At 69.7% G+C, this 13,886-nt stretch carries 7 protein-coding genes; 5 read left to right on the top strand and 2 right to left on the bottom strand.

The window, feature by feature from the left end; all coding sequences use genetic code 11:
- Positions 1–378 precede the first annotated feature (378 nt).
- The 3 genes from IPJ59_RS26415 to IPJ59_RS26405 are packed head-to-tail and all read left to right on the top strand — an operon-like array spanning position 379 to position 3,526.
- Complete coding sequence (locus IPJ59_RS26415) at positions 379–1,587, top strand: efflux RND transporter periplasmic adaptor subunit (protein ID WP_293251714.1); 1,209 nt, start codon at positions 379–381, stop codon at positions 1,585–1,587.
- Positions 1,584–2,312: an ABC transporter ATP-binding protein gene (locus IPJ59_RS26410; RefSeq protein ID WP_293273839.1), complete on the top strand. Its 729-nt coding sequence runs from the start codon at positions 1,584–1,586 to the stop codon at positions 2,310–2,312. Before IPJ59_RS26415 ends, IPJ59_RS26410 begins: the two co-directional genes overlap by 4 nt.
- The gene (locus IPJ59_RS26405) at positions 2,309–3,526 is read left to right on the top strand and encodes an ABC transporter permease (RefSeq protein WP_293251718.1); all 1,218 of its coding nucleotides are present in this window, start codon (positions 2,309–2,311) and stop codon (positions 3,524–3,526) included. The genes IPJ59_RS26410 and IPJ59_RS26405 overlap by 4 nt, the downstream gene beginning before the upstream one ends.
- A 2-nt stretch (positions 3,527–3,528) precedes the next feature.
- Here IPJ59_RS26405 and IPJ59_RS26400 read toward each other — a convergent pair whose 3' ends face one another.
- Together IPJ59_RS26400 and ppsA are read right to left on the bottom strand one after the other, a co-directional pair.
- Positions 3,529–4,089, bottom strand: a complete 561-nt coding sequence (locus IPJ59_RS26400) for a glycosyl-4,4'-diaponeurosporenoate acyltransferase CrtO family protein (RefSeq protein WP_293251720.1) — start codon at positions 4,087–4,089, stop codon at positions 3,529–3,531.
- A 36-nt stretch (positions 4,090–4,125) separates the two neighbouring features.
- A complete protein-coding gene (gene ppsA, locus IPJ59_RS26395) occupies positions 4,126–6,435 on the bottom strand; it encodes a phosphoenolpyruvate synthase (protein ID WP_293273838.1) in 2,310 nt (769 codons plus the stop codon).
- 365 nt (positions 6,436–6,800) lie between these two features.
- On the opposite strand from ppsA, the gene IPJ59_RS26390 reads away from it, so the two are divergent.
- On the top strand, positions 6,801–9,158 hold the full coding sequence (locus tag IPJ59_RS26390) for a hypothetical protein (RefSeq protein ID WP_293273837.1): 2,358 nt from the start codon (positions 6,801–6,803) through the stop codon (positions 9,156–9,158).
- 30 nt (positions 9,159–9,188) lie between these two features.
- Positions 9,189–13,883: a DUF6603 domain-containing protein gene (locus tag IPJ59_RS26385; RefSeq protein WP_293273836.1), complete on the top strand. Its 4,695-nt coding sequence runs from the start codon at positions 9,189–9,191 to the stop codon at positions 13,881–13,883.
- Positions 13,884–13,886 lie beyond the last annotated feature (3 nt).

The following is a 13,886-nucleotide window of genomic DNA, read 5'->3' as shown; positions in this document are numbered from 1 at the left end:
GCACTTCCACGCGGAGCCCGACGAAAGACGAGTCATTACAGCCGCACGCTATCACGGCGCGGGGCGCGGCGGGTGCAGACATGGTGATGACCTCGTTGCGACGGATCGGCCCAATTCGCGCGCGCCCGTCAGCGATCGCGGCTCCGGAGGTTGCGAGACCTCGCGTGGCCTCTGGCGATTTCGAGCCCCAGACTGTGATGAATCGACGATCGATGGCGGATTATCGTGCTCACATCAATCACGCCGAGGATATCGAGTGTGGTGATTTGCGCGGCCCCGGGCGGGGGGACAGGTGTCGGCGGTCGCGGCGGCTCTGGCGCACAAATTTCCGCTGGCGCCAGTCCTGCGGGCCGCGGGACGTGCGATAGTCCGGCCCCCATGCCCGCCGCTGATGCCCGCCCGGAACTGTCGCAGATCCTCGCGCAGGAGGGTCGACGGCGGCGACACCGGATCGTCCTGCGCTGGGGCCTGGTGGTCGGGCTGGTGGGCGCCGTCGCGGCCGCGGTCGTGATCTGGCGCCCGCGGGCCGACGCGAACGCGCCGAAGTATCGCGGCGCCGCGGTGGTCCGCGGCGAGGTGGTGCACGAGGTCAGCGCGACCGGTCGCGTCGAGGCGCGCAGCACGGTGTCGGTCGGGGCCGAGATCTCGGGCCGCATCGCCACGGTCGAGGTCAACTACAACGATATCGTGAAGAAGGGGCAGGTGCTGGCCCGCTTCGATACCGCCTCCTTGCACGCGCAGCTCGACCAGAGCCGGGCGAGCCTGGCGGCGGCCCGCGTCGCGGTCGAGGAGGCCGTGCTGGGGGCCAAGCAGGCGCATCAGGAGCGCGTGCGCAGCGACCAGCTGTTCGCCGCGGGCGCGGTCGGATCGGCGGAGCGCGACAACGCGGTGACGGCCGATGAGCGGGCGGCGGCGGAGGTGCACAGCATGCGGGCCCAGGTGGCGCTGCAGCACGCGAGCTTCGAGCTGGCGAGCACCAACCGCCACCGGGCCGAGATCCTCGCGCCGATCGACGGCGTCGTGCTGTCGCGGGCGGTCGACCCGGGCCAGACCGTGGCGGCCTCGTTTCAGGCGCCGGTGCTGTTCGTGCTCGCCGAGGACCTGGCCAAGATGCAGGTGGTCGCGGCGATCGACGAGGCCGACGTCGGCCAGGTGCAGCCCGGGCAGGCCGCACACTTCACGGTCGATGCATTCCCCGATCAGCGCTTTGAAGCCACTGTCACCGAGCTGCGCAACTCGCCGGTGATCACCCAGAATGTGGTCACTTACGAGGCGATCCTCGCGGTCGAGAACCCCGAGCACAAGCTGCGCCCGGGCATGACGGCGTCGGTGAAGGTCGTCACCGCGAGCGACCACGACGCGCTGCTGGTGGCGAACGCCGCGCTGCGCTTCGTCCCGAGCGGGGAGGCGCCCGCGCAGCCCGGCAGCCACGGGGTTTGGGTGCAGGAGCCCGGGCAGGCGCCGCGGCGGGTGGAGGTCCTGGTGGGGGTCTCGGACGGCATCCACACCGCGGTGCGCGGCGAGCTGGCGGTCGGCGTGGAGGTGCTGGTCGACCTGGCCACGCCGGTGGGTGAGAAGCCCAAATGAGCGACGCAGGGCAGACCCCAACGCGCGCGCCGCTGCTGTCGCTGCGCGGCGTGACCAAGGTGTTCGGCGCCGGCGAGGCCGCGTTCGCGGCGCTGAAGGGGATCGACCTCGACATCTTCCCGGGCGAGTTCGTGGCGATCCTCGGCGCCTCCGGATCGGGCAAGTCGACCTGCATGAACATCCTCGGCTGCCTCGATACGCCGACCTCGGGGCGCTACCAGATCGAGGGCGTGGAGGTCGGGTCGCTGTCGGAGGACGTGCTGGCGCGCCTGCGAAACGAGCGCTTCGGCTTCGTGTTCCAGGGCTTCAACCTGCTGCGCCGGACCTCGGCGCAGGAGAACGTCGAGCTGCCGCTGATCTACGCCGGGGTGTCGCGGCGGGACCGCGACCTGCGGGCCCGCGAGGCGCTGGCCTCGGTCGGCCTGGCGGGGCGCGAGCGGGCGCTGCCCAACGAACTTTCGGGCGGGCAGCAGCAGCGGGTGGCGATCGCCCGGGCGCTGGTCAATCGGCCCGCGGTGCTGCTGGCGGATGAGCCGACCGGCAACCTCGACTCGCGCACCGGACGGGAGATCATGGCGCTTATCACCCAGCTCAACCGCGAGCTCGGGCTCACCATCGTGATGGTGACCCACGACCGCGACATCGCCGCGCACGCGGCCCGCCATGTCGTGTTCCTCGACGGCGAGATCAGCTCCGACGGCCAGCGCCCGGAGGCGGCGGCGTGAGGCTCGACGCGACCGCGGCGCTGGCCCTCAAGGCGCTCTCGCGCAACAAGATGCGCTCGCTGCTGACGACCCTCGGCGTGGTCATCGGCGTGAGCTCGGTGATCATGATGCAGGCGATGGGGGAGGGGGCGACGGCGCTGGTCAGCAACGAGATCTCGAGCCTGGGCAGCAACATGTTGATCGTGCTGCCGGGCGGCGAGTCCAAGGGGCCCTTCGGCGGCGGCCTGCGCGGCGCCGTGCCGTTCACCCGCGGGGATGTCGAGGCGATCGGGCGCGAGTGCACCGCGGTGCGCCGCGCCGCCGCGGTCAGCTCGACGGTGATCCGTGCGGTGGTCGGCGAGCGCAATCGCAGCACCTCGCTGATGGGGATCACGCCGGAGTTCTTCGACGTACGCGGATGGCACAGCGCGTCCGGGCGCGACCTCGACGGCGAGGATCTGCGCCAGGCGAGCAAGGCCTGCGTGATCGGGCAGACGGTCGCGACCGATCTGTACGGCGGTCAGGACCCCGTCGGCGCCGAGCTGCGGCTGCACGACCTGAGCTGCAAGGTGGTGGGATTGATGGCCGCCAAGGGCGTGTCGACGTTTGGCCAGGATCAGGACGACTTCGTGCTGCTGCCGCACACGACCTTCGCGCGGCGCATCGCTGGCGACGAGCACGTGGGCACGATCATGGTGTCGGCGGTGTCCGAGGCGCGCACGGACGAGGCCAAGGCCCAGATCGAGTCGCTGCTGCGCCAGCGTCGGCGCATCCGCGGCGGCGAGGAGGACGACTTCAACGTCCGCGACATGCGGGAGATCCAGCGGGTGCTCGGGACGGTCACCGGCGTACTGACCACATTGCTCGCCAGCGTGGCCGCGATATCGCTGGTGGTCGGCGGGATCGGGATCATGAACATCATGCTGGTATCGGTGACCGAGCGGACCCGCGAGATCGGGATCCGCCTGGCGATCGGGGCCCAGGCGCGCGACATCTTGCAGCAGTTCCTGGTCGAGGCGGTGGTGCTCGCGGCGGCCGGCGGGGCGCTCGGGGTGCTGCTCGGGGTGCTCGGGGCCCTCGCGGTGGCCGAGGCGTTTCACCTGCCGTTCCGCGTGCCGATCTTCGCGTCGGCGATCGCGTTCGCGGTGTCGGTGACGATCGGCGTGGTGTTCGGGGTGTTCCCCGCGCGCAAGGCGGCGCGGCTCAAGCCGATCGAGGCGCTGCGCTTCGAGTGAGGTCAGCCAGGCGGCGCTGCTGCGGCGAAGCGCCGGCGCAGCAGCGCCCGGTTGTAGCGCTGCAGCATCACCGGGTAGCCGTTGACGAGGATGTCGAACAGGAGGGTCCAGGCGGCGGCGGCCCACCACCCGCGGGCTGCCGCGTGCACGACGACCGCGAGCGTTAGCACGAGCAGGATGGCGTGGCTCGCCTCGGCGTCGCGCATCGACTGCTCCAGTCGGGCCAGGTTGGCGGGGCCTGGCGCGGCGGGCAGGCGCAGCGCCGGGTTGAACACGGCGAGCGGCCCGCGCCGAAGCAGTCGCTTGCACAGGCGCACACCGAGCCATTCGTAGACCCGGCCGTCGCGCTCGAAGCCCCGCAGCGCGTGGTACCACGCGGGCAAGCGCGGCGGCGCGATGTGGCTGATCGTTCCGAGCCAGGTCATCGGCAACCAGACGACGAGCAGGGCGAACCACGGGCTGCGGGGGCCGAGGGCGTGCAGCGACCATGACAGCAGAGCGACGGCCACGACCGTCGCCGCGAGCACGGCCGCCACCCTGAAGATCTGGCGCAGGTACGGCATCGTGCGCGCTCGCCTTCGCTGCGCTGCGAGTGAGGGTCAGCGGCGGCGGGCCGCGTCGAGCAGGAGGCGGCGCTCGGACTCGGCGATCACGCGGCGGGTGCTGCGGGCGGCGTCGGGGTTGACGGAGATCGAGGTGATGCCGAAGCGGACCAGCTGATCGGCGAAGGCGGGGTTGTTGCTCGGGGCCTGGCCGCACAGCGAGGAGGTGAGCCCGTGCTCGCGGGCCTTCTCGATGATCTGGCGGATCGCGTCGAGCACGGCGGCGTCGGACTCGTCGAAGAGCTCGGCGCAGATCTCGGAGTCGCGGTCGACGCCGAGCATGAGCTGGGTGAGGTCGTTGCTGCCGATCGAGACGCCGTGGATGCCGAGGCGGGCGTAGTCGGGGATGCGGTAGACGACCGAGGGCACCTCGGCCATGACCCAGCGCAGGAGGCCGCGCTGGCGGGCCAGCGGGTGCTTGTCGACGATCTCGAGGCAGGCCTCGAGCTCCCATTGGGTGCGCACGAAGGGGATCATGAGGTGCAGGTTCGGGGTCTGCTCGCGGACCGCGGCGAGGGTGTCGAGCTCGAGCAGGAACAGCTCCGGATCGCGGACGTAGCGGTAGCAGCCGCGGTAGCCGATCATCGGGTTCTCCTCGTGGGGCTCGTGGGCCTCGCCGCCGCGCAGCTTGCGAAACTCGTTGGTGCGAAAGTCGTAGCTGCGATAGATGACGGGCCGCGGGGCGAAGGCGCGGGTGATCGTGAGGAGGGAGGCGCTCATCTTGTCGATGAACTCCTGGCGCCGGCCCTCGGCGATCAATTGCTTGGGGTGGGCGCCGCCGAGGGCGTCGGTGATCATGAACTCGGCGCGCAGCAGGCCGACGCCGTCGACCGGCAGGGCGGCGACGGCCGCGGCCTGGTCGGCGATCGCAAGGTTGACGTAGAGGCGGGTGCCGATCGCCTCCACGGGCTCGCTGGCGGCGGGCGGCGGGGCGTTGACCTGAATGTGCACATCTGCGGCCGTGAGGTCGCCCTCGAGGACCTGACCCTTGGCGGGGTCGACAGTGACGAGCTCGCCGTCCCGCAAGACGCGGGTTGCCTCGCGGGTGCCGACGATGCACGGGATGCGCAGCTCGCGGCTGACGATCGCGGCGTGGCAGGTCATGCCGCCGCCGTCGGTGACGAGCGCGGCGGCGCGGCGCAATGTGGGCACCCAGTCGGGGCTGGTCATCGCGGCGACCAGGACCTCGCCGGCGAGCAGCTGGCCGCCGTCCTCGGCGGACTTCAGGATCCGGACCTTGCCGGCGACGCGCCCGGGGGCGGCGCCGAGGCCGGAGAGCAGCACGCGGCCGCTGTTGGCGGTGGTGCCGGCATCGGGCGTGGCGGTGGCGGCGTCGCCGAGGGTGGTGATCGGGCGCGCCTGGACGATGTACATCGCCTCGGCGTCGGCGGCCCACTCGACGTCCTGCGGCGATCCGTAGTGGGCCTCGATGCGGGTGGCGAGGGCGGCGAGGGCGAGGATCTCGGCGTCGTCGAGGACGCGGCGGGTGCCCTCGGCGGCGGGCAGGTCGACGCGCAGGTCCTTGCCGTCGGGGCCGCGCACGATCTTGTGGGTCTTGTGGCCGACGCGCACGGTCAGGAGGCGCGGGCCGTCCTTGGCGAGCACGTAGGTGTCCGGCTCGACCTGGCCGCCGACGACGACCTCACCGAGGCCGAAGGCGCCCTCGATGACGATGCGCTGGCGATCGCCGGTGGCGGGGTCGGCGGTGAACATGACGCCGCTGCGCTGAGAATCCACCATCTCCTGCACGCATACGGCGATCGCCGGCTCGTCGCGCATGTTGTTGCTGGCCCGGTAGGCCATGACGCGCTCGCCCCACACGCTGGCCCAGCAGCGGACGATCGCGTCGATCAGGGCGTCCTGGCCGCGAATGTTGGTATAGGTCTCGTTCATGCCGGCGAAGGAGGATCCGGCGGTGTCCTCCATCGTCGCCGAGGAGCGCACGGCGACGGCCCGGTCGTCGCCGAGGGCCGCGTATGCGCGGAGGATCTGCGCGCGCAGGGTCGCGGGCACGCCGACGGTTTGCACGAGCTTGCGCAGCTCGGCCGAGGCGGCCGTCAGGGCGGCGCTGTCGTCGGCGTCGAGCTTCTCGGCGATCGCGTTGACCTTCGGGCGCACGCCGGCGGTGTCGAGCGCGTCGAGGTAGGCCTGGGCGGTGACGACGAAGCCCTGCGGCACCGGCAGGCCGGCGCGCAGCAGCTCGCCGAGGTTGGCGCCCTTGCCCCCGACCAGGGCGGTGTCCTGCTTGCCGAGGGTGGCGAAGGGACGGACGAGGTCGCTCGGATCGAAGGGCAGGGCGTCGCGCATGGCCCTTGATACCGCTGCGGGCGGGTTGCGCTCGCCGCAAAGTCTGCGCAGATGCCGGGTGGGCAGCCCCGGGCGCAGGGCGGTGGGTCGGGCGCGCATCCGCAACGTGCGCACATCGGATCCGCGCCGGGCGTGCGCACGGAGCCAACCCGCGCGCCCAGGCACCGTGCGCCGCGTAATCCCGGCGAGCTCCCGCGCCGCAGGTCCGGCACGCCCCTTGCTCTCCTCGATGACCGCGCGACGCCGCCGTGCGGCGGCAGCTGCCCCTCGGCGCGTGTGGGGCCGCTGTGATCGGTGCGCCAATCGTAGATGAGACCGTGGACGACAATGCGTCGTCCCGGAATTTGGACAACGCGGAGCCGACGATGACGAAGCTGAAGGTGTGCTATACGCGGAAACGTAAGGACTTCCTGAAGTTCTTCGTGAAGGGGGACAAGGCGAAGTCCGACGAGCCCGAAGAGGTGTCCTTCGGCCACCTCAAGGAGGCGGAGGCCGAGGCGGCCGCCTCCAGCTATGACGGGACACTGCGAACGGAGGCGATCCCAAGCGGGCCCAACGCCCTGTATCAGTACTTCCTGAAGGTCGGGACGGACCACAAGGGCCAGTTTCAGTGCTGCCACGACGGTAATTCCACCGCGTTGAGCGCGAGCGCGACCTTTGACTTCGGCAGTATGATCATGCCAGGGCTCACGGCCGAGGTCGGCGCCACAGTCACGGCCGAGACCGGCAAGCTGGCGATCCTCTGCGTGCTGGTCCATCCGGCTGACTCCAACGAGCACATCAACGCCAGGTCGGTGTCCCTCGGGCGGATGATCGGCTCGCTCACGAAGGCCGGTCTCACGCTGAAGGCGAACGTCGGCTTCGAGCTGGGGAGCTCCGAGGAGGACGAAGCGGCCGACGCGGCCGACGCCGACGAGGCCAACGCTTCAGCGACCGGGGCCACCGAGCTCCTGAGTTGGGAGTGGGAGGCCCAGGCGATGGCCTCGGCCGAGCTCAGCCTGCACGGCGAGTGGATAGCCCTCGCGGATGCCTCGCCACGGAGTCACCCGCGGGGTAGCAGCGCGGCGCTGCAGGCGAGCGTGATCGCGGGGACTCGCTCCATCAAGGATGTGCTCACGGAGCAGGTGAAGGCCCTCACGGCGGCGGGCGCCTTCGGTGGCCGCGATGACCCAATCACCAAAGAGCTCAAGGAGGTCTTGACGCGCCCGGACGGAGATATCTTGCATCTCAGCTTTCGGACAGATCCCATCGAGACCTACTGCAGGGCGCTCGTCGATCTCTACCGTCGGGGCACCGGCGATTCGAAGCCCGTCGATGGCACGATCCCCTTGCCCGTCGCACAGGCCACGATGGTGGGGTACCTGGAGCAGGTGGACCGGTACTACCCAAAGGCACGTGATCACGCCGCGAGGATCGTCGTCGCTGACCAGGTCGCGGCGATCGAGAAGTATCGCAAGGAGACAGCGGTCAAGGACGACGCGGATGTCATCGAGAAACTCATCACAGCGGGGCGAAGGATCGTGGATGAGAGTATCTTCGGCGACGGAATCCCGGGTTACTCGCTTACGCTCAACGCCTTGGTAAACCGAGCGGAACAGGCGGTCCAGCGTACCCAAGAAACGAGCATCATGGAGTACCGCAAGCTCGTCCGCAACTGTGGGTGGGCGCTTCGCCCCTACCTGCCGGAGGTCGGGACGGGGCCCTGTTCGCTCACGATGTGGGGCGCGACCGGGGGAGCTTCGGCGGATGTGAAGGCGTCGTTGAAGGTCTCGTGCCTGAACGCGGAGGCCACCTTGGCCGCCGCCAAATACACTGGGAAGCGGAGTGGCTATCGCTTCCAGAGCCTGAGCTACGGCACGAGCAAGGCCAAGAGCGTGGACAATCCCGTCCAGGTCTACATGACCCAGGACACCCTCCTCCGGTACAGCGAGACGCAGTTCGAGGCGCTGAAGCTGGAGGTCGGGGTGGAAAGAGAGATCCACGAGGTGGAGGTGACGACTCAGGTCAGGGAGACCGAGGCCGTGAGACAGAAGAAGTGGTATCACGGGCTCTCCTATGCCAGCGCGGTGGCATACTGGAGGCCGACGGCGGCGGCGCCCGTGCTCGTGGGCAGCGGGCACGGCTACTCGTTCGGACGCACCGTACTGCTCGATAACTTACTCACATATGGGCCGTCCAAGGGACGGTGGTCCAAGGACCTCGCCAAGCAGCTCCACATCTCCCGAGCGCAGCTCGAGGCGTTCTTCATGGGCGGCGCCTGGTCGCTTTGCTGGGACCTGCATCACAAGGAGAAGCAAATTCAGGCCCAGGCCTTGCTGATCGAGACCTCGTTCGCCGCGAAGCCGACCCTGAGCTGGAAGGACGCCAAGAAGGCCGAGATCAACGAGTTCCTCGATGGCTTCCTCAAGGCGGAGGACAACCGGGGGAAGCCGTCAGGGAGCCAGACTGGACCCGAGCCCGGCACGCTCGAGGCTATCCGCATCCGCTACCGGATCGCGGACGACGTCGAGGATTCCAAGACGCTGTTCAAGCTCGGCGTCGGATTCCTCGGATCCAGCCTCGAGATCGAGGCGGCGTCGATCCGCCGGGCGGGGAGCTCGGGGGTGGTGGACCTGTATACAATGTGGATCGATCCGAGATTGGCAGCCATGGCGAAGAAACCGGCGACGCTGCGGGAGGTCCCGGAACAGGCGGTCCCCCCGGTGGTCCTGTTCTCGCTATGACGCCCGGCACCGAAAAGTAGGGATGGGACTATGAGCGACAGGCCGATTCTTCAGCAGTCCAACGGCGGGGCGACCGCCGAATTGCCTCGCGACTGGGACACCCTCAAGGCGCGGGTGGGCCACGAGCCCGGGCCCGCCGCGTTGCTCTCGGCGCTCCCCGGTGACGGCGACGCGATGGCCGAGATCATGTCGCGCGTCCGACCCTCGGGGGAGGCGCAGCTGCATCTGCGAGCCGCGGCGGTTACGGAGCCGCGCCATGACGCTGGCATTGACGTGAAGGGCCGAGCCGTGACGGCGTTCTCCCCGCAGGAAATGGAGGTCACCGCGCGCTTCAGCAAGGACGGCGCGCGCGCCCGGTTGACGCTGCTGGAGCTCCGACCGTTGGCCGTCACGGGGCTTGCGCTGCCCGGCGTGAAGCAGGTCAATCTGGTGCGGGCAGAGTTTGACCCCCTCCGCAGCCGGAAAGACGGCGCCCTGGCGACCATCGAGGGGGCAATCACGGGGCCTGGAGGGGTGTCCGCGCCCCTGAAGATGCAGCTCATGCCGGGCGGCGTGTGGATCGTGGACATGCTGGCGGTCGCGGCCGATCTACGGGGTATTCTGGCCGTGATCGGCGGAGCCGAGGAATGGCGGGAGATGTTGGCCTGCCTGGACACGATCGCCGGGAAGTCCCCGATCGTGGTGAAGCGGTGCGACGTCGGGGTCGACATCGGGCGCGGTGAGGTCGAGCATGTCCGCGTCGAGGTCGGCGGTGCGAACAACCAGCCGCTGGTATGGAAGGTCGCGCCCGCGTTCGAGCTCGGCCTGGCCAGGGTCGAGCTGACCGTACAAAAGCCCGCCGACGAGTGGCTGCGGCGCTTCGAGGCGACGATCGAGGCGAGCGTTCGTGCCGGGTCCGCCACCATCAAGCTCGAGCTCTCCAATGTGCGCTCGACGAAGAACCCCGGGGGCTTCTGGCGGCTCGCGCCGCCGCCGGCGAATGACAAGATCAAGTTCACCGACATCGTCGCGCTCATCGGTAAAGACGTCGTGTCGCAGCTCCCGCCCTGGGCCCGCGAGGTCGGCGATCGCACCTTCATCGTGGGCCTCGCCATGGCCTACGACATGCGGCGGAAGACGGTCGCCTCGCTCGAGGGCGGCATCGAGCTCGTGGACATCGCGATCCCGGGCGTCGCCTCCGCGAAGGCGAAGATCGAGAGGATCGGCCTCAGTCTGGCGATCGCCGATCCCTTTTCCCGTGCCCCGGAGCTCCGTGTGGGCTTCAGCGGGACGGCGCGCATCGGGGACAAGACCTTCCGGGTCGATGGGGCGAGTTGGCGCCGCGGCTGGCAGCTTGCTGCGAGCTGCGAGGATGCGCTGTCCCTGACCGCCGGGATCGCGGAGATCGCCGGCGAGAAGCAGCCAGACCTGTTCGGGGACTTCTCGCTGTCACTGGTTCGTCCGAGCGTGTTGATCGGCCCGGATACCCTCTCGCTGCGGTGCGGCGTATCCGTGGCCGACGGCAAGGATCTGTCGATCGGCGTCGGGTCCCTGGCCTTCTTGCCCGGCGAGATCAGCTTGAACCGCACCAGCGCTGGCACGCGCTACGAGCTCACGGCCGGCTTGCGGCTCAAGTTGACGGGCGGTCCAGCGGTCGAGAAGTTCGTGCTGCGCGTCACCTACGATAGCGCGGGCCGTGAGGACCCGAAGGTGGTGCTGACCAGCGCCATCGCGTTTCCGGTCGACGGGGCAGATCCGGTCCGGGTCAACATCACAGGCACCTATACCGGCGGGAAGACCAAGGGGTTTAAATTCAACGGAAAGTGCCCCAAGCTCCCGCTCGGTCCGCTCTTCAAGGCGCTCGCCGGCTCCGATCTGCCGGCCAGCTTCCCCAAGGATCTTGCGCTCTCGGGGCTGCTGATCGCGTTCAACACCGCCGACGGCAGCTACCTCGTCACCGGCACGCTCGCCACGAAGTCCTTTCAAATTGGCGGGACGGCCATCACGGACTCGGAGCTCACGGTCACGGTCAAGTCCGAGCCCGCCACCGCCGAGCCCGCCGCCGCCGCGAAGACCTCCGTCGATATCAATGGCAAGGCCACGGTCGGGGACATCAGCTTTCGCTTCGACCTCCATTTGGCGAACCAGGAGACGAGCGTCAACGCGACCGCCGTCACCCAGGTGCGGCTGGGCCAGTTCGTGAATGCGTTCCGACCCGGGGAGCCGCTGCCGGCGAGCAAGGACGATGTCCTCCTGACCGGGGTCGGGTTTCGCTACAGCACGAAGGCGGCCACTGCGGACAGGGCCGTGCCGACGGACGCCCTCGAATTCTACGCCGATTGGAGCGATGGGGGGACCCTCGATGCCTTCCTGGCGAGCTATCCGCCGAGTGGGAGCGCCGCGGCGCCCAGGGAGAAGATGGGGTTGTTACGTCCGGGGCGGATCGCGTCCTGGCTGCCGAGCTCCGAGCTGAAGTGGGGCGACGTGGAGCGGACGGCGCTCCTCCGAGACACGGTCAAGCAGGAGTTCCCGCGCGGGCTGGCCGCCAGCGCGACCCTGTCGCTCGGCGGAACGAGCGTTGGCAAGGCCCTCCGGGTCACGGAGGATCTGGTGATAACGATCGGCGCGAAGGGCGTGGATATCCAGTCCACGAAGCCTGCAGTGGCCACGGGCCAGGGGGCGCGTCTGGGCAGCGATACCGCGACGAATCGCGCGTCGCCGGAGACGGGTGAAGGCGGGAGCAAGGCGCCGGACCGCAAGCCTGCCGGCCCTGGCTTTCACTTCGAGAACGCCGGGATGGCCTTCGAGTCCAAGCCGGCGCCCGGGATCACGGTCTTCACCGACGTGACGCTCAACCTGGGATCGCGGCTGAGCCTCTCTGCGAAGCGCCTGGCCGCGACGATCACGCCGCAGGGGCTGTCCCTCGCCGGCCTGCGCGACGCGAAGGTTGCGTTCGATATCGACGGGGCGGCGCTGTCGCTCGACCTGCGCCCGTGGGTCAAGCTCGATGCCGCGGTGATGCGCGACCGATCGAAGGCGGACCTGGTCATCCTCGGCGTGGGCAAGCTCGAGATCCTCGAGAAGATCGGGATCGGCGCGCTGGTCTATCTGGTCTGGAAGGGGCGCACGCTGAACGAGGGCTTCGCCTTCGTGTTCGCCACCGGGCTGGCCCTCGGCACGCCGGCCTTCAAGGTCACCGGCATCGCCGGCGGCTTCGGGTACAACTGCGTGCTCGAGCTGCCCGACCGACCCGAGGATGTCCCCGACTTCCCGATCATGGCGCTGATGCGGGGGCCGGGCGCGAGCAAGGACACCGGCGACGGCTCCGAGGCGCTCATGCGCAGCCTGGTGTCGTTCAAGGGCTGCCTCAAGAGCCGCGAGGGCGCGTGGTGCCTCGCGTTCGGGCTGACCTTCCGCATCGCCGAGCTGGTCGATTGTGCGCTGTTGGTGGTCGCCGAGGTGCGCAACCCGGGCTTCGAGCTGGCGATCGCCGGCGTGGCGGACCTCCCGCTGCGCCTCAACAAGAAGGACCCCAAGGCGCCGGCGCTGGGCCACATTCAGCTGGCCCTGGCGGCGCGCTTCAGCTCGACGGAGGGCTACCTGAAGGTCCTGGGCGGGCTCACCGACAAGAGCTGGCTGCTCGACCGCGGGTGCCGTCTGCGCGGCGGGTTTGCGATCTGTGTGTGGTTCGATGGGCCGCACAAGGGCGACTTCCTGGTCTCGATGGGCGGGTATTCGCCGCTGGTCCCCAAGAAGCCGCACTATCCGGCGCTCGACCGGGTGGGCTACGAGTGGTCGCCGATGCCGGGGATGGCGATCGCCGGCGAGATGTACTTCGCCCTCGATCGCTATGGCATCCAGCTCGGCAGCGCGGCGCGGCTCAGCTTCGACAAGGGCCCGCTGAGCGTGCGGGCGTTCTACTCGTTCGACGCGCTGGTCCAGTGGTCGCCGATCTTCTTCGAGGTCAGGCTGCGCATCGGGATCCACGTCGAGGTGCGGACATTCATCACGCTGCGCCTCGGGCTCGACGTGGATATGCACGCCTGGGGTCCGCCCTTCGGCGCCCTGATCACGGTGAAGGTGTCGTTCCTGTTCACCTCGCTGAGCTACACGGTGGACGTGGGCCCGTCGCTCGCCGAAGCCCGGCCCGCCGCGTCGATCGACGATGTGCTGATATTGGCCCGGGGCGGGCGCCCGACCCTCCTGCAGATCGGCGGCGCGACGCCTCGCGACGGGCAAGACAAGGCCGAAGTCCCCCAGTTCCGCGGCGACGAGACCAGGGTCCTGGTCGCCATGGCGGTGCCGGCGACGCGGCTGTTCGCCGGCGCGACGGAGCCGGTGACGACATGCCAGCGGCTGGACATCCGGCCCATGCGCAAGCGCGGGGTCCGGTCCGACCTGTGGGTCGAGGTCACGCCGGTCGACGCCGCGACGGTCCCGCCCATCACCGCGTGGCGGCTGGTGCCGGAGATGACGACGCCCACCGAGGCGCTGTGGTACTACCCGGGCGACTCGGGCGACGCGGACGAGCGCAAGCTGCTCGGTCCCTCGGGCCGCAGGGCCGTCACCGGGCTGCAGATCCAGCCGCCCGACGGCCGCGCGAACACGCCGATCACGGTGACCACCGAGCCGGAGGTCGAGCACTTCTCATTGCGCGCTGCCAGGGCGGGCCTGCCGGCGCCATCTTTGGCCGTGACCCGGGGCGCCCTGGTCGCGGCGGGGTTCGAACTGGGCGACTGTGCGTAATGC

It is taken from the genome of Nannocystis sp. (genome assembly GCF_016714285.1).
GTDB lineage: Bacteria > Myxococcota_A > Polyangia > Nannocystales > Nannocystaceae > Nannocystis.
This window is presented reverse-complemented; position numbering and strand designations above follow the sequence as displayed.

Coding starts and splice junctions, on each gene's coding strand:
- IPJ59_RS26385 (WP_293273836.1), top strand. CDS start 9,189: ATGAGCGACAGGCCGATTCTTCAGCAGTCCAACGGCGGGGCGACCGCC.
- IPJ59_RS26415 (WP_293251714.1), top strand. CDS start 379: ATGCCCGCCGCTGATGCCCGCCCGGAACTGTCGCAGATCCTCGCGCAG.
- IPJ59_RS26390 (WP_293273837.1), top strand. CDS start 6,801: ATGACGAAGCTGAAGGTGTGCTATACGCGGAAACGTAAGGACTTCCTG.
- IPJ59_RS26410 (WP_293273839.1), top strand. CDS start 1,584: ATGAGCGACGCAGGGCAGACCCCAACGCGCGCGCCGCTGCTGTCGCTG.
- IPJ59_RS26400 (WP_293251720.1), bottom strand. CDS start 4,089: ATGCCGTACCTGCGCCAGATCTTCAGGGTGGCGGCCGTGCTCGCGGCG.
- ppsA (WP_293273838.1), bottom strand. CDS start 6,435: ATGCGCGACGCCCTGCCCTTCGATCCGAGCGACCTCGTCCGTCCCTTC.